Here is a 20,824-nt window from a genome sequence, read left to right as displayed (position 1 = left end):
ATTGAACCTTGACTCTTGTCAAAGCGGAATTCAAATGTTTTCCGCAAATTTACCAGCCCACCACCGGTTTTTCCATCAAATACCGACATGACCACCATCCATTCGTTTTCTCCGGAGCATTTCGAGTTCGATCGACAACTGATCGAACGGCTGGAAGGCTCCGGCCCGAGATACACCTCATACCCGACTGCAGACCGCTTTCATGCGGATTTCGGCGAGGCCGATTATCGTCATTGGCTCAAACAGCGTCGCATCGGGGCGAATAGTAAAGCTGTATCATTATATGCTCATTTACCATTTTGCAATACTGTTTGCTATTACTGTGCCTGTAACAAGATCATCACCAAGGACAAGAGCAAGGCAGATATCTACCTCGACTACCTGGAAAAAGAGGTAGAAATGGTGGCAAATGCCGTCGGTGAGCGAGAAAAAGTCATTCAGTTGCATTTTGGTGGCGGTACGCCGACCTTCTTGTCGGATGCGCAACTCGAACGACTGATGAATATCCTGCGCGGGCATTTCGACTTTTTGCCGGAAGGTGAATATTCCATCGAGATTGATCCGCGCAAGGTGGGGCGCGAGACGATCTTCAAACTGGCGTCATTCGGTTTCAACCGCATCAGTGTCGGGGTGCAGGATCTGGAACCGCGCGTGCAGGAGGCCGTCAACCGGGTGCAGAGCCTGGACGAGACACTGGAAGTGATTCAGGCGGCGCGCGAGGCAGGTTTCAAATCGGTCAGTATCGACCTGATCTACGGGCTGCCGTTTCAGACGCAAAGCTCCGTGGCGCGGACCATTGAGCAGGTCATCGCCATCAGTCCGGACCGCATTGCGCTATACAATTACGCCCACTTGCCAACGCTGTTCATGCCGCAACGGCGTATCGACGAAGCCGACCTGCCGTCGTCTTCAGTGAAATTGGATATTTTACAACACTCGGTGCGTCAACTGACCGAGGCGGGCTATGTGTTCATCGGCATGGATCACTTCGCCAAGCCCGATGATGACCTGGCGGTTGCCTTGCGTCAGGGGCGTCTGCAGCGCAATTTTCAGGGCTATTCCACCTACGCCGACTGCGACATGCTGGCCTTCGGGGTGTCCTCGATCGGCAAGGTGGGACCTTGCTATAGCCAGAACGAGAAAGAGCTGGATGCCTACTATGCGGCGCTGGACGCCGGCCGCCTGCCGGTGATGCGTGGACTGGTGCTGGACAGTGACGACATTCTGCGCCGCTCGATCATCCAGGCGCTGATGTGCCGTTTCTCTTTGTCGTTCGAGGCCATCGAGGAAATCTTCAATATCAATTTCGCCCATTACTTTGCGGAAGAGATCCCGAAGCTGCGCGAGATGCAGCAGATGGGCCTGCTGCATTTTGACGGCGACTTCCTGACCGTTGAACCGAAGGGGCGATTCCTGATCCGCAATGTGGCCATGCTGTTCGATCGCCATCTGCGCGAGCGCCAGACCAAGGCCCGTTACTCCAAGGTGATCTGAGCGGTGTCCCGTCTGCTTAACGGGGTACTGCTGGCCCTGGTGGCTGTCGCCTACGGCCTGTGGTTTGGCCTGCGACTACTGGGCTGGCCGTTCGCCTGGCTGTGGCAGCAGCGACCACGCAGCAAATGAAAAAGCCGGCGGATGCCGGCTTTTTTTGCATGCATACGGCCATGGGCGTGTGTTACACCACCAGGCTTTCGATGCGGGCGATGATCATGTCGATGGCCGGGTCATTGCTGCCATGCGGCAGGATCACGTCGGCAAAGCGCTTGGTCGGCTCGATGAACTGGTTATGCATCGGTCGCACCGTCGACATGTACTGATCGATGACGTGCTGCATCGAGCGGGCACGTTCGACGATGTCGCGCTGCAGCCGGCGGATGAAACGCACATCCGGGTCGGTGTCGACAAAGATTTTCAGCGACATCATGTCGCGCAGCGCCGCATCGTACAGAGAGTAGAAGCCTTCGATCAGAATCACCGGTGCCGGCACGACGGTACGGGTTTCATGGCTTCGGGTGTGGATCGAGAAATCATAAATCGGCATGTCGATCGGCACGCCGTTGCGCAGGTCATCGATGTGCGACATCAGCAGCGGCCAGTCGAAGGCATGCGGATGGTCGTAGTTGGTCAGCAGCCGCTGCTCGAAGGTCAGCGCACTCTGATCACGATAGTAGTTGTCCTGGATGATGACCGCTGCCTTGTCGGTGCCGATGGTTTCGACCAGTTGGCGAGTTACGGTGGTCTTGCCGCTGCCGCTGCCGCCGGCGATGCCGATGATGAAAGGTGTGGTCATGATGTGCTGTCGGAAAAGGCCGATATTTTAATGAAAAGGTAATCAGCGCGCCAGTGCTGTTTCTGCCTCGGCCTCGCGAATCCATTGCTGCATGGCCGGCAGAGACAGCATGTGTTCGGCGTACTGTTCGGCCAGACCGGTCAAGACATAATCATAGCTGACGAAGCGGGTGACGACCGGCGCAAAGAAGGCATCCGCCAGGGTGAAGTGGCCGAACAGGAAGGGGCCAACGGCTTCATGTTGCTGGCGCAGACTTTGCCAGATCTCGAGCACGCGGTGGATGTCGCGTTGCAGTTCCGCGGTCAGCGGCGGGGTGGCGTGGCGCCCGCAAATATCAAATGGCATTGCCTGACGCAGGGTGGGGAAGCCGCTGTGCATCTCGGCCACCACCGAGCGTGCCTGAGCCCGTTCGGCACTGCCTTGTGGCCACAGGCGGGCATGAGGAAAGCACTCCGCCAGGTATTCGCAAATGGCCAGTGAGTCGCCGATCCGCAAGTTGCGGTCGTACAACAGCGGGACCTTGCCGGCCGGGTTGAATACCCGGATTTGTTCTGCTGCATCGGCCGCTCGCAAATCTATCTTCTGCTCTTCGAAGGGCTCGTCGAGCATCTTCAGTACCAGCCAGGGGCGCAGGGACCAGGAAGACAGGTTTTTGTTGCCGATCAGCAAAGTAAACATGAGCCACTCCGGGAATGGGGGTGATTCATCTTACAACGCGGCAGAAGTGCATGGGATGGTTAGATTGCTCATGACAAAAAAATACCACCGTCCTGTGGTGCAAGACGGTGGTGCGGGGCGGGAGGGGCTCAGGCGCCGACTTCGTCGATCCAGGCCTGCTGAATGGCCTCCAGCACCTTTTCGCCGCCACGGCCGTGGTCGTCGTCAAACCCCGGCAGGGAGACGACCCAGTTGTGCAGGTCAGTGAAGCGGATATGACGCGGGTCGGTATCCGGCATGCTGTCCGCCAGCTCGGCGGCAATATCGTAAATGTCGCTCCATTTCATGATCGGCCTCCTCAGTGGTTCTCGCGTGCGTGGTTGATGGTGTAGCGCGGAATTTCGACGGTCAGGTCGTCCTGACCGATCACCGCCTGGCAGGACAGGCGCGACGTGGCTTCCAGTCCCCAGGCACGATCCAGCAGGTCGTCTTCCAGCTCGTCCGAAGGCGGCAGGGAGTTGAAGCCCTCGCGGACGACCACATGACAGGTGGTGCAGGCGCAGGACATCTCGCAGGCGTGTTCGATTTCGATGCCGTTTTTCAGCAAGACCTCACACAGACTGCTGCCGCTTTCGGCATCTTCGATTACCGCGCCTTCCGGGCACAGTTCGTTATGGGGCAAAACAATGATTCTGGGCATGGGATCTCACAATTCGCCAATTTTCTGGCCCTTGAGCGCGCGCTGGATGTTGCGATCCATGCGTCGCGCGGCAAAGGTCTCGGTGATCTGGTTCAGCAGACCGACCGCTTCGTTGATGTCGCGGGTCTCGTTGCCGGCGCAGGCCTGCTGGCAGGCGGCAATGGCCGACTCGATGGCCTGACGCTCGCTCTCCTGCAACAGGTCGCCATCGGCCAGGATGGCCGCCTGCGTGGCTTCGACCAGCCCCTGGGCATTGACCTGGGCCTCGCGCAGCTTGCGGGCCTCGATGTCTTCACGTACGTGCTGCAGTGAATCGCTGAGCATGCGGCTGATATCGTCGTCATTGAGCCCATAGGAGGGCTTGACCTCAATGCTGGCCGCCACGCCGGAAGTCTGTTCGCGCGCCGAGACCGACAGCAGGCCGTCGGCATCCACCTGGAAGGTGATGCGGATGCGGGCGGCTCCGGCCACCATCGGCGGAATGCCGCGCAGCGTGAAGCGTGCCAGCGAGCGACAGTCGGCCACCAGCTCGCGTTCCCCCTGCAGTACATGGATGGACATGGCGGTCTGGCCATCCTTGAATGTGGTGAACTCCTGGGCACGCGCCACCGGGATGGTGCTGTTGCGCGGAATGATCTTCTCGGTCAGGCCGCCCATGGTTTCGATGCCCAGCGACAGGGGAATCACGTCCAGCAACAACCAGTCATCTTCCTGCTTGTTGCCGGCCAGCAGATTGGCCTGAATCGCCGCGCCCAGCGCCACGACCTTGTCCGGGTCGAGGTTGTTGAGCGGCGTCTGGCCAAAGAATTCGGCGACTGCCTGCTGGATCTGCGGCATGCGGGTAGCGCCCCCTACCATGACCACACCCTGCACCTCGTCGATGCCGATACCGGCATCGCGCAGCGCCTTTCTGACCGGCAGCAGGGTTTTTTGTACCAGGTTGCGGCAGATGTCACGCAAGGTATCGCGTGCCAGTGTCAGCTCGACCTGTTGTCCGTCTTGCAGCTCCGCCGACAGACGGGTTTCGGTATGCTCGGACAAGGCTTCCTTGGCCTGACGTGCCGCGCTGTGCAATGTGCGGGCGTCGGAAGGGGACAGGCCGGAGAGTTGGGCCTCTTCCAGGGCCCAGCAATAGATCCGGTGGTCGAAATCATCGCCGCCCAGCGCCGAGTCGCCACTGGTGGCCAGCACTTCGAACACCCCCTTGCTCAGTCGCAGGACCGAGACGTCGAAGGTGCCGCCGCCGAGGTCGTAGACCACGTAGACCCCTTCCGAACCATTGTCCAGGCCGTAAGCGATGGCGGCCGCAGTCGGCTCGTTCAGCAGGCGCAGCACATTGATACCTGCCAGCTGTGCCGCATCCTTGGTGGCCTGACGCTGGGCATCGTCGAAATAGGCGGGCACGGTGATGACCGCGCCGAGCAGATCGCCCGTGATGCTGGCTTCGGCACGGGCTTTCAGCGCGCGCAGGATTTCTGCCGAGACTTCCACCGGGCTCTTGATCCCGGCGCGGGTCTGCAACTGGGCCATGCCCGGTGCATCGACAAAGCGGTAGGGCAGGTCATTCAGGTCGCCGATATCGGCCAGACCACGGCCCATGAGCCGCTTGACCGAGGCAATGGTATTGACCGGATCCTGGCTGATGGCCTGCATGGCACCGTGGCCGACGGTGACTTGCCCGTCCTGGTCGAGGTAACGGACCACCGAGGGCAGCAGCGTGTTGCCTTCATCATCGGGCAGCACGGTGGCTGTGCCGCTGCGCACGATGGCAACCAGCGAGTTGGTGGTGCCCAGATCGATGCCGATCGCATTGCGATGCTGATGTGGGGCGGCGGACAAGCCGGGTTCGGCGATTTGCAAAAGGGCCATGGCAAACGATCAGTAAGGGGTGAGGGGGTCAGGACAGCGCCTGTTCGAGGGCGTCATCGACTTCCTGACCAAGTTTTTCCAGAAAACGCCACTTGCGTACCAGCAGTGCAGCCTGGTCGTCGTCGCGTTCGATATCCAGTGTGTGAACCAGTTGCTGCTCCAGCTGGCGGGTTTCGTCCCGCAGCTCGGCCGCCAGACGGTCCAGGGTGGCGCTGTCGCGGGCACGGCGGGCATCCTCGATGGTTTCGCGCCAGGTCATCTGCTGCATCAGAAACGCACCGGGCATGCTGGTATTGGTTTCTTCCTGCGTGTCGGTGCCGGCCAGCGTGAGCAGGTAGCGAGCCCGGGCCAGCGGGGACTTCAGGGTGCGGTAGGCTTCATTGACGCGGGTGGCCATCATCAGGGCGACGCGCTTTTCGGCGTCACCGGCATGGGCGTAGCGGTCGGGATGGACTTCGGCAGCCACGGCACGCCAGGCCTGATCGAGCTGAGCGCTGTCCAGCGCAAAGCGTTCGGGCAGGCCGAAAAGCGCAAAGTGACTCTGTTGGAAATCAGGGTTCATCAACACTCCAGCAGGCCCCGGCAGCTGGATGCCGGGGCGCAACGTGCACCGTTCAGACGTTGAAGCTTTCGCCGCAACCGCATTCGTTCTTCACGTTCGGATTGTTGAACTTGAACCCTTCGTTCAAGCCTTCCTTGACGTAGTCGAGCTCGGTGCCGTCGATGTAGCTCAGACTCTTCTCGTCGGTGTAGACCCGCAGGCCGTGACTTTCGAAGAAGATGTCTTCCGGGTTTTCGACATCGACGAATTCCAGCTTGTACGCCATGCCGGAGCAGCCGGAGGTCTTGACACCCAGGCGGATGCCGAGACCTTTGCCGCGCTTGGCAATGAAGTTGCTGACATGCGCCGCAGCGCTTTCGGAAAGGGTGATGGCCATAGTGTTACCTGTCGCCGCTTATTTGCCGTGTTTTTGCTTGTAATCGCTGACCGCTGCCTTGATGGCATCTTCCGCCAGAATCGAGCAGTGGATCTTGACCGGCGGCAACTCCAGCTCTTCGGCGATTTCGGTATTGCGGATGTTCAGGGCTTCGTCCAGGGTCTTGCCCTTGACCCATTCGGTCACCAGCGAGGAAGAGGCGATGGCCGAGCCGCAACCATAGGTCTTGAAGCGTGCGTCTTCGATGACGCCGTCCTCACTGACCTTGATCTGCAGTTTCATGACATCGCCACAGGCCGGTGCGCCGACCATGCCGGTACCGACCTGGCCGTCGTCCTTGTCGAAGGCACCGACGTTGCGCGGATTCTCGTAGTGATCCAGTACTTTGTTGCTGTAAGCCATGATGTAACCTCTTGCTGCCAAGGGGCGGCGGCTGCCGCCCGGTTTCAGTTCAGTGTGCAGCCCACTGCACGCTATTCAGGTCCACGCCGTCCTTGTACATCTCCCACAGGGGCGACAGTTCGCGCAGCTTGCCGATCTTCTCGCGCAGCAGGGCGACGGCAAAGTCGATCTGCTCGACCGTGGTGAAACGACCGATGGTGAAGCGGATCGAGCTGTGTGCCAGTTCGTCGTTGCGTCCCAGCGCGCGCAGCACATAAGACGGCTCCAGGCTGGCCGAGGTGCAGGCCGAGCCACTGGAGACGGCCAGTTCCTTGATGGCCATGATCAGCGACTCACCTTCGACGAAGTTGAAGCTGATGTTCAGGTTGTGCGGCACGCGCTGATCCATGTCGCCGTTGAGGTAAACCTCTTCCATGCCCTTGACGCCATTCCACAGGCGGTCGCGCAGCATGCGGATGCGCTCGTTTTCGTGTGCCATCTCTTCGCGCGCCAGGCGGAAGCTTTCCCCCATGCCGACGATCTGGTGCGTGGCCAGGGTGCCGGAACGGAAGCCACGCTCGTGACCGCCGCCATGCATCTGCGCTTCCAGACGGACGCGCGGCTTGCGGCGGATGTACAGGGCGCCGATGCCCTTGGGACCATAGGTCTTGTGAGCCGAGAAGCTCATCAGGTCAACCGGCTGCTTTTCCAGATCGATGGCGACCTTGCCGGTGGCCTGGGCGGCGTCCACATGGAAGATCACACCCTTTTCGCGGCACAGCGCTCCCAGCGTATCGATATCCTGAATCACGCCGATCTCGTTGTTGACCAGCATGACTGACGCCAGAATGGTATCCGGGCGCATGGCGGCCTTGAACTGATCAAGATCAATCAGGCCGTCCGGCTTGACCGGCAGGTAGGTGACTTCGAAGCCTTCGCGTTCCAGCTCGCGGCAGGTATCCAGCACGGCCTTGTGTTCGGTGCGCACGGTGATGATGTGCTTGCCGCGGGTCTGGTAGAACTGCGCCGCGCCCTTGATGGCGAGGTTGTCGGACTCGGTGGCACCCGAGGTCCAGATGATTTCTTTCGGGTCGCAGTTGACCAGGCGAGCCACTTCCGCCCGGGCGTTTTCAACCGCATCTTCGGCCTCCCAGCCGAAACTGTGACTGCGTGAAGCCGGGTTGCCGAAGTGCTCGGTCAGCCAGGGGATCATCTTCTCTGCCACGCGCGGATCAACCGGGGTGGTGGCCGAGTAGTCAAGATAGATCGGAAGCTTCATCTGGGACATTTAAACGTTCTCCACAAAGTGTTTCCGCAGTCACAAGGCGCCGCCGGCCGAGGCTGGCTGCGATCGATGTGCGGGGGCCGCTTCGCGCTTGTCCTGCAGCACGGCCGTATCTTTGGCCAGCTGCTCGTCGACAAGGTTGCCGAGGCTCACCTGCGATAGATAATTGAAGATGGTGGCATTCAGGTTGGTCCACAAGTCATGGGTCATGCACCGCTGGTTCTGACCGCGACAATTTTCGCGGCCACCGCACTGCGTGGCATCCACCGGCTCGTCAACCGCGGTAATGATATGAGCCACCGAGATATCCTCGGGGGCGCGTGCCAGGGTGTATCCGCCGCCCGGTCCGCGAACGCTGTCGACCAGTTCGGCCCGGCGCAGCTTGCCGAACAGCTGCTCCAGATAGGAGAGCGAGATGTTCTGTCTTTCGCTGATGCCGGCCAGCGTGACGGGACCCTTGTCCTGGCGCAGTGCCAGGTCCAGCATGGCCGTGACGGCAAATCGGCCTTTAGTGGTCAGGCGCATGGTAGGAAGCTCCCAAAAAGAAAGTGGTCGAGCTGATTATACGCAAATCCCGAGTAATTTGGTCAACTAATTTTTGACGGGAGCATGCCCACCAAAGTTGATAGTTGATCATTTTACTGGGAAATGGCGGATTTGTGATCGTTTTCTGACAATCGTGTCATCCTCTTGGTATATTTGCTGCACTTCAACAGAACAAAATGGCGGCAGTGACGCGGCTTGTGGCATGACAAGGCGAGCCCGTGGCTGTCGAGGCGAGGAGATTCTTCATGTATCAGGCAGTCATCAGCGGTACCGGCTTGTTCACGCCGCCGCATGCGGTCAGCAATGACGAGCTGGTCGCAGCATTCAATACCTATGTGGCGCAGTACAACCAGCAGCATGCCGCAGAGATTGCGGCCGGCAGCCGCGAGGCCCTGGCCGAGTCCAGCAGCGATTTCATCGTCAAGGCCTCGGGCATCCGCCAGCGCTATCTGATGGACAAGTCCGGCGTGCTGGATCCGCAGCGCATGCGCCCCTTCCTGCCCGAGCGCGATAACGAGGCATTGTCGCTGCAGGCCGAAATGGCGGTGGCAGCGGCCCGCCAGGCGCTGGAGAACGCCGGGCGCGTCCCGGCAGACATCGATATGGTGATTGTCGCCTGCTCCAATATGCAACGCGCCTATCCGGCCATGGCGGTCGAGGTGCAGCAGGCGCTCGGCATCAGCGGCTTTGCCTTCGACATGAATGTGGCTTGCTCCTCGGCCACCTTTGGTATCCAGAATGCGGTGAATGCCGTCGCCACCGGCCAGGCGCGCGCGGCCCTGGTGATCAGCCCCGAGATTTGCTCGGCCCACCTGAATTTCCGCGATCGGGACAGCCATTTCATCTTTGGTGACGCGGCCAGTGCCGTGCTGGTGGAGCGAGCCGAGGATGCCCGGGCCGCTCAGGTGTTCGAGGTGTTGGGCACCAGGCTGGCCACCCTGTTCTCCAATGCCATCCGCAATAATTTCGGCTTTCTCAATGCGTGTGACGAGCGGGGAATTGGCCAGCCGGACAAATTGTTCGTCCAGCAGGGGCGCAAGGTCTTCAAGGAGGTCTGCCCGATGGTCGGCGAGCATATTGTCGGCCACCTGGATCAGTTGTCGATTGCCCCGGACAGCGTCAAGCGCTTCTGGCTACATCAGGCCAATCTGTCCATGAACCAGCTGATTGCCCGCCGTGTGTTGGGTCGGGATGCCAGCGAGATCGAGGCGCCGGTGATTCTCGACCGCTATGCCAACACCAGTTCGGCTGGCTCGATTATCGCCTTTCACTTATATAAGGATGATCTCGTTTCTGGCGACGTGGGGGTCATTTCTTCGTTCGGCGCCGGCTACTCGGTCGGCAGTGTGGTGCTGAGGGTACGCTGAGACAGGCCGACCGCCATTCCGTCATCGCCAGTATTTCCACAAGGCGCAGCGATACTCGTTGCGCCTTTTTTGACATTTAATTCTGCCCGGCTACGCTTTTCGCATCATTATCGGTTTGATGCTTGTCAAATACGATACAAATGCATAATGTATACCGCATGGCCCTTGATGGCCTAATCAAAATAAATACAGAGGAATAGAGAGATTATGCGAGATGCAAAGAAAGTACTGCTGGCAGCTGGTCTGCTGGCCGCTGCGTCGTACGTGTCCGCTGGCGGCACCCTGATTTACTGCTCCGAAGGCAGCCCGGCGGGTTTTGATCCGGGCCAGTACACCTCCGGTACCGACTTCGACGCTTCTGCCGAAACCGTCTTCAACCGTCTGGTGCAATTCGAACGTGGCAGTACCAAGCTGATCCCCGGTCTGGCCACCAGCTGGGACGTGTCTGCCGACGGCCTGAACTACACCTTCAAGCTGCGTCCGGGCGTGAAGTTCCACAGCACCGACTACTTCAAGCCGACCCGCACCTTCAACGCCGATGACGTGGTCTTTACCTTCGACCGCATGCTGAACAAGGACCATCCGTTCCGCAAGGCCTACCCGACCGACTTCCCGTACTTCTCCGACATGGGCATGCCGGACAACATCGTCAAGGTCGAAAAGGTCGATCCGATGACCGTGCGCTTTGTGCTGAAGAGCGTCGATGCCTCCTTCCTGGCCGACCTGGCCATGAGCTTCGCCTCGATCCAGTCGGCCGAATACGCCGACAAGCTGCTCAAGGCCGGCCATCCGGAGCAGATCAACAGCCAGCCGATCGGTACCGGTCCGTTCATCTTCAAGCGCTATCAGAAAGATGCCCAGATCCGTTTCGTCGGCAACAAGGAATACTGGAACAAGGGCGACGTCAAGCTGGATAACCTGATTTTCGCCATCACCACCGACCCGTCGGTGCGCTACCAGAAGCTGAAGGCCGGTGAGTGCCAGGTTGCCGCCTACCCGCGTCCGGCCGATGTCGCCGCCATGAAGGCCGATCCCAAGCTGCATGTGCTGACCCAGTCCGGCTTCAACGTCGGCTACCTGGGCTACAACGTGCTGCATGCCCCGCTGAACAAGCTGGAAGTGCGCCAGGCGCTGGATATGTCCATCAACAAGCCGGCCATCCTGAAGGCCGTCTACCAGGGGCAGGGCCAGCCGGCCGTCAACCCGATGCCGCCGACCCAGTGGTCCTACAACAAGAGCGTGAAGGATGCGCCGTTTGACCCGTCCAAGGCCAAGGCACTGCTGAGCAAGGCCGGTTTCCCGAACGGTTTCGACCTCACCCTGTGGGCGATGCCGGTACAGCGTCCGTATAACCCCAATGCCAAGCTGATGGCCGAGATGATCCAGTCCGACTGGGCCAAGATCGGTGTGCGCGCCAAGATCGTCACCTACGAATGGGGTGAATACCTGAAGCGTGCCAAGAATGGCGAGCACGATGCCATTCTGGTCGGCTGGACCGGCGACAACGGTGATCCGGACAACTGGCTCAATGCCCTGCTGGGTTGCGAAGCCGTCAACGGCAACAACTACACCAAGTGGTGCTACAAGCCGTTCGATGATCTGATCCAGCGTGGCAAGCGCACCACCAATGTGGCCGAGCGCACCAAGGACTACTCGAAGGCCCAGGTGATTGCCAAGCAACAGCTGCCGCTGACCACCATTGCCCACAGCACGGTCAACGAACCGACGACCGCCAATGTGGTGGGCTTCAAGGTCAGCCCGTTCGGTCTTAACTCCTTCTATGGTGTAAGCGTCAAGTAATGACACGGTAGTAGCGCCCGGGGCCCGGCCCCGGGCGTGTGGTCGAAATCAGAGAGGCGAGACAACGCCCGGATTGCTGGTCAAAGGGGCAACAGAGAGCTGGTCAGTCAACGATGTCCGGCCCATCCGACGATGGGGCGGCGTTCATCGTGCGCGCTGTCTGCCTGCGTCCCCGCGCCGGCCCGTCCTCCCCGGTTTCCTCCCTGCCAGATAAAAGCAAATGCGCGGCAGTCGCAGCTGGAAGTGCCGCGCGGAGGTGACACGCATGTTTTCATTCATTCTCAGACGCTTGTGGTTGCTGGCCCCTTCGGTCATCGGCATTACCCTGCTGACCTTCGGCCTGATCCGCATGATCCCGGGCGATCCCATTGAAGTGATGGTGGGCGAACGGACCCTCGACCCGGCCCTGCACGCCGCTGCGCTGCATCGCCTCGGGCTGGACAAACCGTTGTACCAACAATATTTCGACTATGTCGGCAATCTGCTGCATGGCAACCTCGGCCAGTCGCTGATCACCCGTGACAATGTCTGGAACGAGTTCACGACCCTGTTCCCGGCCACGCTGGAGCTGGCGGCATCGGCCATGCTGTTTGCCGTGGTGGTCGGCCTGCTGGCTGGCGTGATTGCCGCCATCAAGCGTGGTTCCCTGTTTGATCACGGGGTCATGGGCCTGTCGCTGACCGGCTTCTCCATGCCGATCTTCTGGCTGGGCCTGCTGCTGATCATGCTGTTCTCGGTCAAACTCGGCTGGACGCCGGTATCCGGTCGTATCGACCTGGCATTTGATATACCTGCCCGCACCGGCTTCATGACCATCGACGCCTGGATTGCCGAACACAATGATCCGGCCAACTACGCCGGGGCGCTGCGCGATGCGCTGGCGCATCTTATCCTGCCGTCGATTGCACTGGGCACCATTCCGATGGCGGTGATTGCCCGGATGACCCGCTCGTCCATGCTGGAAGTGCTGCGCGAAGACTATGTGCGCACCGCGCGCGCCAAGGGGCTGTCGCCGGCCCGGGTGATCTTCATCCATACCCTGCGTAACGCGCTGATCCCGGTGCTGACCGTGGTCGGTCTGCAGGTGGGTACCCTGATGGGCGGCGCCGTGCTGACCGAAACCATTTTCTCCTGGCCCGGTATCGGTAAATGGCTGATCGACGCCATCCAGCGCCGTGACTACCCGGTCGTGCAAAACGGCATTCTGCTGGTGGCGCTGCTGGTGATTCTGGTCAACTTCATTGTCGACATCCTGTACGGCATCGCCAATCCGCGCATTCGCCATGCCAAATAACAGGGGAGTAGCAAGCATGACAACCCAAGTACAAAGCAGTGCCGAAGACAAGGCACTGGCCTACCCCTCGCCGCTGAAAGAGTTCTGGCAGGGTTTCAGTTTCAACAAGGGGGCCGTGATCGGACTGGTGTTCCTGACCGTGGTGGTGCTGGCGGCGCTGTTTGCGCCCTGGGTGGCGCCCTATAACCCGGTGGAACAGTACCGCGACTTCATGCTGACGCCGCCCAGCTGGGCCGATGGCGGCAGCAGCCGCTTCCTGCTCGGCACCGATGAGATCGGCCGCGACATGTTGTCGCGTCTGATCTACGGCTCGCGCCTGTCGCTGCTGATCGGCCTGTCCGCCGTATTGTCCTCGCTGATCCCGGGCATCATTCTCGGCCTGCTGGCGGCCTTCTTCCCCAAGGTACTGGGGCCGCTGATCATGCGCGTCATGGACGTGATGATGGCCCTGCCGTCGCTGCTGCTGGCGATTGCCATCGTGGCGATCCTCGGGCCGAGCATGGTCAACACCATCATTGCCATTTCCGTGGTATCGCTGCCGGGCTATGTGCGCCTGGTGCGCGCGTCGGCCATGACCGAGCTGAACCGCGACTATGTCACGGCGGCTCGCGTGGCCGGTGCCGGCACGGTCCGTCTGATGTTCGTCACCGTGCTGCCCAACTGCATGGCACCGCTGATCGTGCACGCCACCATGAGCTTCTCCTCTGCGATTCTGGATGCTGCTGCCCTGGGCTTCCTCGGCATGGGGGTGCAGCCGCCTTCTGCCGAATGGGGCGCCATGCTCTCCAGCGCGCGTGACTACATCGAACGCGCCTGGTGGGTGGTGTCCTGGCCCGGTCTGACCATTCTGCTGTCGGTGCTGGCGATCAATCTGATCGGTGACGGTCTGCGCGATGCGCTGGATCCGAAACTGAAACGCGCGGCGTGAGAGGAATAACATGAGTCTGCTGGAAATCAACAATCTGTCCGTGCTGTTCGGTGCCGAAGCCAATCCCTTCGCTGCCGTCGAAGGGCTGGACCTGAGCGTCAAGCAGGGCGAGATCGTCGGGATTGTCGGTGAGTCCGGCTCCGGCAAATCGGTCACCATGATGGCCATGATGGGCCTGCTGGAAGGCCAGGGTCGCATTGTGGCTGACAAGCTGCAGTTCGATGGCAAGGATCTGCTGACCCTGCCGGCACGCGAGCGGCGCAAGATCGTCGGCAAGGATATTTCGATGATCTTTCAGGATCCGATGACGGCCCTGAATCCGAGCTTTACCGTCGGTTATCAGATCATGGAAGTGCTCAAGGTGCATCAGGGGCTGCGTGGTGCTGCGCTGAAGCAGCGCGCCATCGAATTGATGGAAATGGTCGAGATTCCGGCCGCCGCGACCCGGCTGGATGCCTATCCGCACCAGCTGTCCGGCGGGATGAGCCAGCGTGTGGCGATTGCCATGGCGATTGCCTGTAACCCGAAACTGCTGATTGCCGACGAACCGACCACGGCGCTGGATGTGACCATTCAGGCGCAGATCATGTCGCTGCTGGTCAATCTGCAGAAGAGCCACAATATGGCGCTGATCCTCATTACCCACGATCTGGCGGTCGTGGCCGAGGTGGCGCACCGGCTGGCGGTGATGTATGCCGGCCAGGTGGTGGAGGAGGGGGCCGTCCCGGGCATCTTCCGTCATCCGCAGCATCCCTACACCGAGGCGCTGCTGTCGTCGATTCCCGAGCACAGCAAGGGGGCGCGCCGACTGAACACCCTGCCGGGTATCGTCCCCGGGCATTACGACCGACCCAAGGGTTGCCTGCTGTCGCCTCGCTGCCCCTATGTGACCGACCGCTGCCGCGGTGAGCGTCCGGTGCTCGAGCATAACGCCGCCGGCGCCGTGCGCTGCTATTTCCCTCTTTCGGCCAAGGACACGCAATGACTGAACATGTTTTGCAGGCACGGGATCTGACCCGTCACTATCAGGTGTCGCAAGGCTTTCTCAAGGGCCATGCCACGGTCAAAGCCCTCAACGGCGTCTCGTTCGACCTGCAGGCCGGTCGTACCCTGGCGGTGGTGGGGGAGTCCGGCTGTGGCAAGTCGACACTGGCACGCCAGCTCACCCTGATCGAGCCGCCGACCTCCGGGTCTCTGCTGCTCGACGGCCAGGATGCGGCCAAGGCCTCGAAGGCGGAACTGAAGGCCATGCGCACCAAGGTGCAGATGGTGTTCCAGAACCCCTATGCCTCGCTCAATCCGCGACAGAAGATCGGGACGCAACTGTCCGAACCGTTGGTGATCAACAGCCAGTTGTCGGCGGCGGAGCGCCTGGAGCGTGTGCAGTCGATGATGAAGCTGGTCGGCCTGCGTCCGGAGCACTATTACCGCTACCCGCACATGTTCTCCGGTGGCCAGCGCCAGCGTATCGCCATTGCGCGTGCCATGATGCTCAACCCGAAGATCGTGGTGGCCGACGAGCCGACCAGTGCGCTGGATGTCTCGATTCAGGCGCAGGTGCTCAATCTGTTCATGGATCTGCAGGAGTCGTTCAACACCACCTATGTGTTCGTCTCGCACAATCTGGCGGTGGTGGAGCATGTGGCCAACGACGTGATGGTGATGTATCTGGGGCGGGTGGTGGAAATCGGCGCCAAGGAAACCCTCTACGCCCGTCCGCTGCATCCTTATACCCAGGCGCTGCTGTCGGCCACGCCGTCGATCCACCCGGAAGATCGCCGTATTCAGATCAAGATCCAGGGCGAGTTGCCCAGCCCGCTCAAACCGCCCACGGGGTGCGCCTTCCACAAGCGCTGCCCGTTTGCCGTCGAGCGTTGCAAACAGGAGACCCCTGAGTTGCGCGAACTGGATCAGCGCCAGGTGGCTTGCCATCGTGCCGAGGAGATCAACAGCTGATTCACGGAGTCAGATCACAAGGATGCCCCGCCGAGCGGGGCATTTTTTTGTCCTGACCTGTCCGGGCCGCGAGGGCGTCAATCCGGCACCGGATAGTGGGTGCCTTGTTTCATCGCCAGCCAGCTTGGCCAGGGGAAGGTGGTCGGCCATTGCTGCCAGTGCAGGCGGTAGTGCGCCAGTTGTGCTTCCGGCACCCAGTGCAAGACGCCGTCGTCACCAATGCGGTCAGGAAAGCGCACACCATGCAGGTGATCGATTTCGTGCAGGAAAATGCGCGCGGTCAGCCCTTCGGCCGTCCGCTCTACCCGCTCGCCATGCCGGTCCAGCGCCTCGATGCGAATTTCACGTGCTCTGCTCACCAGACCACGCACCTGACCGTGGACGGAGTAGCATCCCTCTGGCCCGGTCTGTTGCGCCTCCGATTGCCAGATGACGCGTGGATTGATGAACACCTCCAGCTCACCCCAGCCGGTCCGGTCCTCCCGTACCGAGGTATCGACCAGGATGATGGCGCGGTCGATGCCGATCTGCGGAGCCGCCAGGCCCAGCATGCGCGGATTGTCTGCGTCGCGCTCCGGCGCGGCCGCGACCAGCATGCGCTCAATCAGCGCCTGAATCTCGGCGGAGGGTATGGTCTCGGGGGCAATCCGTGCCACCGCTTGTTGCAACAACGGGGCCCCGGGGGGCAGAAAGTCGGTCATCGGAGAAATGTCCTTGTCGGCGGGGGGGGCGAGGGGACCATGCTGTCGCCATCCTCCGGTGTGCGTTGCACAAAAAAGCTTTACCTCAACGGCTGACTGGCGATACAGTCGCCATAACCTAGCTTACTGACGGGATAATGTCGTGAAAAGAGCGGTGTATGCCGGAAGTTTCGATCCGGTAACCAACGGTCACCTGTGGATGATCCGTGAGGCGGTCGAGCTGTTTGACGAGCTGGTGGTGGCTGTCGGCGTCAACCCGGACAAGCACTGTACCTTCACGGTTGAAGAGCGTGTCGAAATGCTCAACGCCGTGACTCAGGGCTTCAACAAGCTGCGGGTCGAAGTGTTCAGCAACCAGTTTCTGGTCAACTATGCCCAGACGGTCGATGCCAACTACATCGTGCGCGGCATTCGCACCGCCAGCGATTACGAATACGAGCGCACGATGCGCTACATCAACACCGACCTGCATCCGGATATCACCACGATCTTCCTGCTGCCGCCGCGTGAATATGCCGAAGTCTCCTCGACCATGGTCAAGGGGCTGGTCGGTCCGCGAGGCTGGGAAACCGTGATCCGCCAGTATGTGCCGGATCCGGTCTATCGCAAGCTGATGGCCATGTATACGCTCAGCGGCAGCTGAGCCGGAACGGAATTTGACAGTGACGCGCGTCGGCATCAAGCTGACGCGCGTCATGTTTTTTGTGCCCGGCAGGACCGGGCAGTAGGGAGCCAATCATGTCGGACATCAACGCCTTTGCCAATCGCCTCGGCAAGAACTTCAAGCATTTCGGCAAATGGGCGAAGCGGCAGGGTATCGAGGCCTGGCGAGCTTATGATCGCGATATCCCCCAGTTTCCGGTCGCCGTCGATATCTATGGCAGCCATTGCCATCTGCAGGAGTACGACACCGGCTGGGTGATGAGCGATGAGGAACATGATGCCTGGTTGCAGGCGGTCTGCCAGTCGGTGGCGGACGTCACCGGGATCGAGCTGTCGCATATTGGTGTCAAGACGCGTCGTCGGCAAAAGGGGACAAGTCAGTACGAAAAGACCGGCAGCCAGGGCGAGGACTTTGTCGTCGAGGAGTTCGGTCAGCGCTTCTGGGTCAATATGGATGCCTATCTGGATACCGGCCTGTTCCTGGATCACCGCAATACCCGCAAGCGGGTGCGTGAAGAGGCCGCCGGCAAGCGCTTCCTTAATCTGTTTGCCTATACCGGCAGTTTCTCCGTCTATGCCGCCAGTGGTGGTGCCGTGCTGTCCGAGACGGTTGATCTCTCCAATACTTATCTGGATTGGGCAGGGCGCAATTTCGATCTCAACGGCCTGGATCGTGCGCGCCATCAGCTGGTGCGCAGCGATGTGTTCCAGTATCTGGTCATGGCCATTGCCGAGCGCAAGCAGTTCGATCTGATCGTGATGGATCCGCCGAGTTTTTCCAATTCCAAAAAGATGAGCGATACCCTGGATGTGCAGCGCGATCACCCCTGGCTGATCGAACAGGCGATGAAACTACTCAGTCCGGACGGAACGCTGTATTTCTCCAATAACCTGCGCAGCTTCGAACTCGATGGCAAATTGCCCATCCTTTATCAGGTCAAGGATCTCAGTGCCCAGTCGGTCCCGGAGGATTTTCGCAACAAGAAAATCCATCAGTGTTATCAGTTGCGCCATCTGCCTTGAGCCGGGGCTATCGGTACTGTTGATAAATTCAATCGATTAACTGTCTTGTGGAATATATAAGGCGACCCTATTCTCCAGTGTAACGTTGAGACTGAAGGGGAGGGCGCCATGGCTGTACTTGAACTGACTGCGGAAAACTTTAACGAGACGGTCGATCGTGATGGCATCGTCCTGCTGGATTTCTGGGCGCCGTGGTGTGGACCATGCAAAATGTTCGGACCGGTCTTTACGGCAGCGGCCGAAAAACATCCTGATATTCTGTTTGCCAAGATCAATACCGAAGATCAGCCGGCTTTGGCGCAGCACTTCAATATCCGCTCTATCCCGACACTGATGGCGCTGCGCGACCGAACGCTGGTGTTCAACCAGGCGGGGGCGATGATGAGTGCTCAATTCGAACAATTGATTCAGGCCGTGCGTGATCTGGACATGAAAGAAGTGCGCCAGCAGGCACAGGGATAGGCGGATGGTGCAATGCAAAAACGGCGGGCGCAGCCCGCCGTTTTTTTATTGCCTTTTTCTTCAGTGGCTTAGCGTAAAGTTACCGTTTTTTGTCAGAAAGGGTGTTGACGACCCTTCGTCCGGCCGGTATAGTTCGCCTCCTCGCTGCAGCAACAACGCAGCACCGCTCTTTAACAAAACGAACAACCGATAGGTGTGAGTGCCGGGAGAGACCGACACTTGCACTGCAAGAGACAGAAAAAAACCTTACGGGGTTCTTTTGAAGTCCTTGCGTGCCAGATAGTACGAAAAGCATAGAGATTGAACTGAAGAGTTTGATCCTGGCTCAGATTGAACGCTGGCGGCATGCTTTACACATGCAAGTCGAACGGCAGCACGGGAGCTTGCTCCTGGTGGCGAGTGGCGAACGGGTGAGTAATGCGTCGGAACGTGCCGAGTAATGGGGGATAACGCAGCGAAAGTTGTGCTAATACCGCATACGCTCTGAGGAGGAAAGCGGGGGACCTTTGGGCCTCGCGTTATTCGAGCGGCCGACGTCTGATTAGCTAGTTGGTGGGGTAAAGGCCCACCAAGGCGACGATCAGTAGCGGGTCTGAGAGGATGATCCGCCACACTGGGACTGAGACACGGCCCAGACTCCTACGGGAGGCAGCAGTGGGGAATTTTGGACAATGGGGGCAACCCTGATCCAGCCATGCCGCGTGTCTGAAGAAGGCCTTCGGGTTGTAAAGGACTTTTGTCAGGGAGCAAATCCTGCTTGTGAATAATGAGCGGGGATGAGAGTACCTGAAGAATAAGCACCGGCTAACTACGTGCCAGCAGCCGCGGTAATACGTAGGGTGCAAGCGTTAATCGGAATTACTGGGCGTAAAGCGTGCGCAGGCGGTTTTGCAAGTCTGATGTGAAAGCCCCGGGCTCAACCTGGGAACGGCATTGGAGACTGCAAGGCTAGAGTGCGTCAGAGGGGGTAGAATTCCACGTGTAGCAGTGAAATGCGTAGAGATGTGGAGGAATACCGATGGCGAAGGCAGCCCCCTGGGATGACACTGACGCTCATGCACGAAAGCGTGGGGAGCAAACAGGATTAGATACCCTGGTAGTCCACGCCCTAAACGATGTCAACTAGCTGTTGGGGGTTTGAATCCTTGGTAGCGTAGCTAACGCGAGAAGTTGACCGCCTGGGGAGTACGGCCGCAAGGTTAAAACTCAAAGGAATTGACGGGGACCCGCACAAGCGGTGGATGATGTGGATTAATTCGATGCAACGCGAAAAACCTTACCTGCTCTTGACATGTACCGAAGCCCGAAGAGATTTGGGTGTGCCCGAAAGGGAGCGGTAACACAGGTGCTGCATGGCTGTCGTCAGCTCGTGTCGTGAGATGTTGGGTTAAGTCCCGCAACGAGCGCAACCCTTGTCATTAGTTGCCATCATTAAGTTGGGCACTCTAATGAGACTGCCGGTGACAAACCGGAGGAAGGTGGGGATGACGTCAAGTCCTCATGGCCCTTATGAGCAGGGCTTCACACGTCATACAATGGTCGGTACAGAGGGTCGCGAAGCCGCGAGGTGGAGCCAATCTCAAAAAACCGATCGTAGTCCGGATCGCACTCTGCAACTCGAGTGCGTGAAGTCGGAATCGCTAGTAATCGCAGATCAGCATGCTGCGGTGAATACGTTCCCGGGTCTTGTACACACCGCCCGTCACACCATGGGAGTGGGGGATACCAGAAGTGGGTAGGCTAACCGCAAGGAGGCCGCTTACCACGGTATGCTTCATGACTGGGGTGAAGTCGTAACAAGGTAGCCGTAGGGGAACCTGCGGCTGGATCACCTCCTTTCTAGAGAAAGTCGATCCTGGTACTCACAGCCTATCGGTTGTTCAGCGAGTGGAATGGTAATCAGAGGGCCTGAGGGGTCTTGTGATTAGCGTTTCAAACGCATTGATCTTTAACAAACTGAAGAA

General features: G+C 59.6%; 22 protein-coding genes and 1 rRNA gene. 12 read left to right on the top strand and 11 right to left on the bottom strand.

Annotation, left to right across the window (positions count from 1 at the left end; genetic code table 11):
- The first annotated feature begins 87 nt into the window (after positions 1–87).
- A complete protein-coding gene (hemN, locus tag AACH39_RS08025; RefSeq protein ID WP_215781147.1) occupies positions 88–1,494 on the top strand; it encodes an oxygen-independent coproporphyrinogen III oxidase in 1,407 nt (468 codons plus the stop codon).
- Between the two features lie 3 nt (positions 1,495–1,497).
- The gene (locus tag AACH39_RS08020; protein ID WP_256444965.1) at positions 1,498–1,623 is read left to right on the top strand and encodes a hypothetical protein; all 126 of its coding nucleotides are present in this window, start codon (positions 1,498–1,500) and stop codon (positions 1,621–1,623) included.
- Between the two features lie 52 nt (positions 1,624–1,675).
- Here AACH39_RS08020 and udk read toward each other — a convergent pair whose 3' ends face one another.
- The 10 genes from udk to iscR form a co-directional block, all read right to left on the bottom strand.
- Positions 1,676–2,290, bottom strand: a complete 615-nt coding sequence (gene udk / locus AACH39_RS08015; RefSeq protein WP_215781149.1) for a uridine kinase — start codon at positions 2,288–2,290, stop codon at positions 1,676–1,678.
- A 42-nt stretch (positions 2,291–2,332) separates the two neighbouring features.
- Positions 2,333–2,968 (bottom strand): glutathione S-transferase family protein, encoded by a 636-nt coding sequence (locus tag AACH39_RS08010; protein WP_338621241.1) that lies wholly within the window; start codon positions 2,966–2,968, stop codon positions 2,333–2,335.
- 128 nt (positions 2,969–3,096) lie between these two features.
- Complete coding sequence (iscX, locus tag AACH39_RS08005; RefSeq protein ID WP_215781154.1) at positions 3,097–3,294, bottom strand: Fe-S cluster assembly protein IscX; 198 nt, start codon at positions 3,292–3,294, stop codon at positions 3,097–3,099.
- A gap of 11 nt (positions 3,295–3,305) precedes the next feature.
- A complete protein-coding gene (gene fdx / locus AACH39_RS08000) occupies positions 3,306–3,647 on the bottom strand; it encodes an ISC system 2Fe-2S type ferredoxin (protein WP_215781156.1) in 342 nt (113 codons plus the stop codon).
- Between the two features lie 6 nt (positions 3,648–3,653).
- Positions 3,654–5,516 carry a Fe-S protein assembly chaperone HscA gene (gene hscA / locus AACH39_RS07995; RefSeq protein WP_338621240.1) on the bottom strand — a complete coding sequence of 621 codons (1,863 nt, stop codon included), beginning with the start codon at positions 5,514–5,516 and terminating at the stop codon, positions 3,654–3,656.
- Between the two features lie 28 nt (positions 5,517–5,544).
- Positions 5,545–6,078 (bottom strand): Fe-S protein assembly co-chaperone HscB, encoded by a 534-nt coding sequence (gene hscB / locus AACH39_RS07990; RefSeq protein ID WP_215781161.1) that lies wholly within the window; start codon positions 6,076–6,078, stop codon positions 5,545–5,547.
- Between the two features lie 52 nt (positions 6,079–6,130).
- Complete coding sequence (iscA, locus tag AACH39_RS07985; RefSeq protein ID WP_215781163.1) at positions 6,131–6,454, bottom strand: iron-sulfur cluster assembly protein IscA; 324 nt, start codon at positions 6,452–6,454, stop codon at positions 6,131–6,133.
- Positions 6,455–6,472: 18 nt separating this feature from the next.
- Positions 6,473–6,856, bottom strand: coding sequence for a Fe-S cluster assembly scaffold IscU (gene iscU, locus AACH39_RS07980; protein ID WP_215781165.1), 384 nt, complete (start codon positions 6,854–6,856; stop codon positions 6,473–6,475).
- A gap of 49 nt (positions 6,857–6,905) precedes the next feature.
- Positions 6,906–8,123, bottom strand: coding sequence for an IscS subfamily cysteine desulfurase (locus AACH39_RS07975; RefSeq protein ID WP_305798423.1), 1,218 nt, complete (start codon positions 8,121–8,123; stop codon positions 6,906–6,908).
- Positions 8,124–8,153: 30 nt separating this feature from the next.
- The gene (gene iscR / locus AACH39_RS07970) at positions 8,154–8,645 is read right to left on the bottom strand and encodes a Fe-S cluster assembly transcriptional regulator IscR (protein WP_215781167.1); all 492 of its coding nucleotides are present in this window, start codon (positions 8,643–8,645) and stop codon (positions 8,154–8,156) included.
- Between the two features lie 266 nt (positions 8,646–8,911).
- Here iscR and AACH39_RS07965 point away from each other — a divergent pair, with 266 nt between their 5' ends.
- The 6 genes from AACH39_RS07965 (at position 8,912) to AACH39_RS07940 (ending at position 16,011) form a co-directional block, all read left to right on the top strand.
- Complete coding sequence (locus tag AACH39_RS07965) at positions 8,912–10,033, top strand: beta-ketoacyl-ACP synthase III (protein WP_215781169.1); 1,122 nt, start codon at positions 8,912–8,914, stop codon at positions 10,031–10,033.
- A gap of 207 nt (positions 10,034–10,240) precedes the next feature.
- Positions 10,241–11,833, top strand: a complete 1,593-nt coding sequence (locus tag AACH39_RS07960) for an ABC transporter substrate-binding protein (protein WP_215781171.1) — start codon at positions 10,241–10,243, stop codon at positions 11,831–11,833.
- A gap of 265 nt (positions 11,834–12,098) precedes the next feature.
- Positions 12,099–13,127, top strand: coding sequence for an ABC transporter permease subunit (locus AACH39_RS07955; protein ID WP_215781173.1), 1,029 nt, complete (start codon positions 12,099–12,101; stop codon positions 13,125–13,127).
- A 16-nt stretch (positions 13,128–13,143) separates the two neighbouring features.
- Entirely contained in the window at positions 13,144–14,055 is a 912-nt protein-coding gene (locus AACH39_RS07950; protein WP_215781175.1) for an ABC transporter permease subunit, read from the top strand.
- 10 nt (positions 14,056–14,065) lie between these two features.
- A complete protein-coding gene (locus AACH39_RS07945) occupies positions 14,066–15,040 on the top strand; it encodes an oligopeptide/dipeptide ABC transporter ATP-binding protein (RefSeq protein ID WP_215781177.1) in 975 nt (324 codons plus the stop codon).
- The gene (locus AACH39_RS07940) at positions 15,037–16,011 is read left to right on the top strand and encodes a peptide ABC transporter ATP-binding protein (protein ID WP_215781179.1); all 975 of its coding nucleotides are present in this window, start codon (positions 15,037–15,039) and stop codon (positions 16,009–16,011) included. Before AACH39_RS07945 ends, AACH39_RS07940 begins: the two co-directional genes overlap by 4 nt.
- Positions 16,012–16,088: 77 nt before the next feature.
- Here AACH39_RS07940 and AACH39_RS07935 read toward each other — a convergent pair whose 3' ends face one another.
- A complete protein-coding gene (locus tag AACH39_RS07935; RefSeq protein ID WP_215781181.1) occupies positions 16,089–16,712 on the bottom strand; it encodes a peptide deformylase in 624 nt (207 codons plus the stop codon).
- Positions 16,713–16,854: 142 nt separating this feature from the next.
- Between AACH39_RS07935 and coaD the strand changes: the two genes are divergently transcribed.
- The 4 genes from coaD to AACH39_RS07915 all read left to right on the top strand — a co-directional run bounded on the left by coaD (position 16,855) and on the right by AACH39_RS07915 (position 20,699).
- On the top strand, positions 16,855–17,355 hold the full coding sequence (gene coaD, locus AACH39_RS07930) for a pantetheine-phosphate adenylyltransferase (RefSeq protein ID WP_215781183.1): 501 nt from the start codon (positions 16,855–16,857) through the stop codon (positions 17,353–17,355).
- A 95-nt stretch (positions 17,356–17,450) separates the two neighbouring features.
- Positions 17,451–18,398, top strand: coding sequence for a class I SAM-dependent methyltransferase (locus AACH39_RS07925; RefSeq protein WP_338621239.1), 948 nt, complete (start codon positions 17,451–17,453; stop codon positions 18,396–18,398).
- Between the two features lie 108 nt (positions 18,399–18,506).
- The gene (gene trxA / locus AACH39_RS07920) at positions 18,507–18,860 is read left to right on the top strand and encodes a thioredoxin (protein WP_215781188.1); all 354 of its coding nucleotides are present in this window, start codon (positions 18,507–18,509) and stop codon (positions 18,858–18,860) included.
- A 302-nt stretch (positions 18,861–19,162) separates the two neighbouring features.
- A 16S ribosomal RNA gene (locus AACH39_RS07915) occupies positions 19,163–20,699 on the top strand.
- The last annotated feature ends 125 nt before the right edge of the window (positions 20,700–20,824 follow it).

The organism is Paludibacterium flexuosum (genome assembly GCF_037076605.1).
Taxonomy (GTDB): Bacteria; Pseudomonadota; Gammaproteobacteria; order Burkholderiales; family Chromobacteriaceae; genus Paludibacterium.
The sequence above is the reverse complement of the archived record's forward strand: the minus strand, read 5'-3'. Positions and strand labels throughout refer to the sequence as shown.

What these genes read in the sequence shown, in the direction of transcription:
- fdx (WP_215781156.1), bottom strand. Translation starts at nt 3,647, where the DNA reads ATGCCCAGAATCATTGTTTTGCCCCATAACGAACTGTGCCCGGAAGGC.
- hscB (WP_215781161.1), bottom strand. Translation starts at nt 6,078, where the DNA reads ATGAACCCTGATTTCCAACAGAGTCACTTTGCGCTTTTCGGCCTGCCC.
- AACH39_RS07965 (WP_215781169.1), top strand. Translation starts at nt 8,912, where the DNA reads ATGTATCAGGCAGTCATCAGCGGTACCGGCTTGTTCACGCCGCCGCAT.
- AACH39_RS07950 (WP_215781175.1), top strand. Translation starts at nt 13,144, where the DNA reads ATGACAACCCAAGTACAAAGCAGTGCCGAAGACAAGGCACTGGCCTAC.
- AACH39_RS07935 (WP_215781181.1), bottom strand. Translation starts at nt 16,712, where the DNA reads ATGACCGACTTTCTGCCCCCCGGGGCCCCGTTGTTGCAACAAGCGGTG.
- AACH39_RS07955 (WP_215781173.1), top strand. Translation starts at nt 12,099, where the DNA reads ATGTTTTCATTCATTCTCAGACGCTTGTGGTTGCTGGCCCCTTCGGTC.
- hscA (WP_338621240.1), bottom strand. Translation starts at nt 5,516, where the DNA reads ATGGCCCTTTTGCAAATCGCCGAACCCGGCTTGTCCGCCGCCCCACAT.
- AACH39_RS07925 (WP_338621239.1), top strand. Translation starts at nt 17,451, where the DNA reads ATGTCGGACATCAACGCCTTTGCCAATCGCCTCGGCAAGAACTTCAAG.
- AACH39_RS07960 (WP_215781171.1), top strand. Translation starts at nt 10,241, where the DNA reads ATGCGAGATGCAAAGAAAGTACTGCTGGCAGCTGGTCTGCTGGCCGCT.
- AACH39_RS07940 (WP_215781179.1), top strand. Translation starts at nt 15,037, where the DNA reads ATGACTGAACATGTTTTGCAGGCACGGGATCTGACCCGTCACTATCAG.
- hemN (WP_215781147.1), top strand. Translation starts at nt 88, where the DNA reads ATGACCACCATCCATTCGTTTTCTCCGGAGCATTTCGAGTTCGATCGA.
- iscU (WP_215781165.1), bottom strand. Translation starts at nt 6,856, where the DNA reads ATGGCTTACAGCAACAAAGTACTGGATCACTACGAGAATCCGCGCAAC.
- AACH39_RS07945 (WP_215781177.1), top strand. Translation starts at nt 14,066, where the DNA reads ATGAGTCTGCTGGAAATCAACAATCTGTCCGTGCTGTTCGGTGCCGAA.
- trxA (WP_215781188.1), top strand. Translation starts at nt 18,507, where the DNA reads ATGGCTGTACTTGAACTGACTGCGGAAAACTTTAACGAGACGGTCGAT.
- iscX (WP_215781154.1), bottom strand. Translation starts at nt 3,294, where the DNA reads ATGAAATGGAGCGACATTTACGATATTGCCGCCGAGCTGGCGGACAGC.
- iscA (WP_215781163.1), bottom strand. Translation starts at nt 6,454, where the DNA reads ATGGCCATCACCCTTTCCGAAAGCGCTGCGGCGCATGTCAGCAACTTC.
- AACH39_RS08010 (WP_338621241.1), bottom strand. Translation starts at nt 2,968, where the DNA reads ATGTTTACTTTGCTGATCGGCAACAAAAACCTGTCTTCCTGGTCCCTG.
- AACH39_RS07975 (WP_305798423.1), bottom strand. Translation starts at nt 8,123, where the DNA reads ATGTCCCAGATGAAGCTTCCGATCTATCTTGACTACTCGGCCACCACC.
- iscR (WP_215781167.1), bottom strand. Translation starts at nt 8,645, where the DNA reads ATGCGCCTGACCACTAAAGGCCGATTTGCCGTCACGGCCATGCTGGAC.
- udk (WP_215781149.1), bottom strand. Translation starts at nt 2,290, where the DNA reads ATGACCACACCTTTCATCATCGGCATCGCCGGCGGCAGCGGCAGCGGC.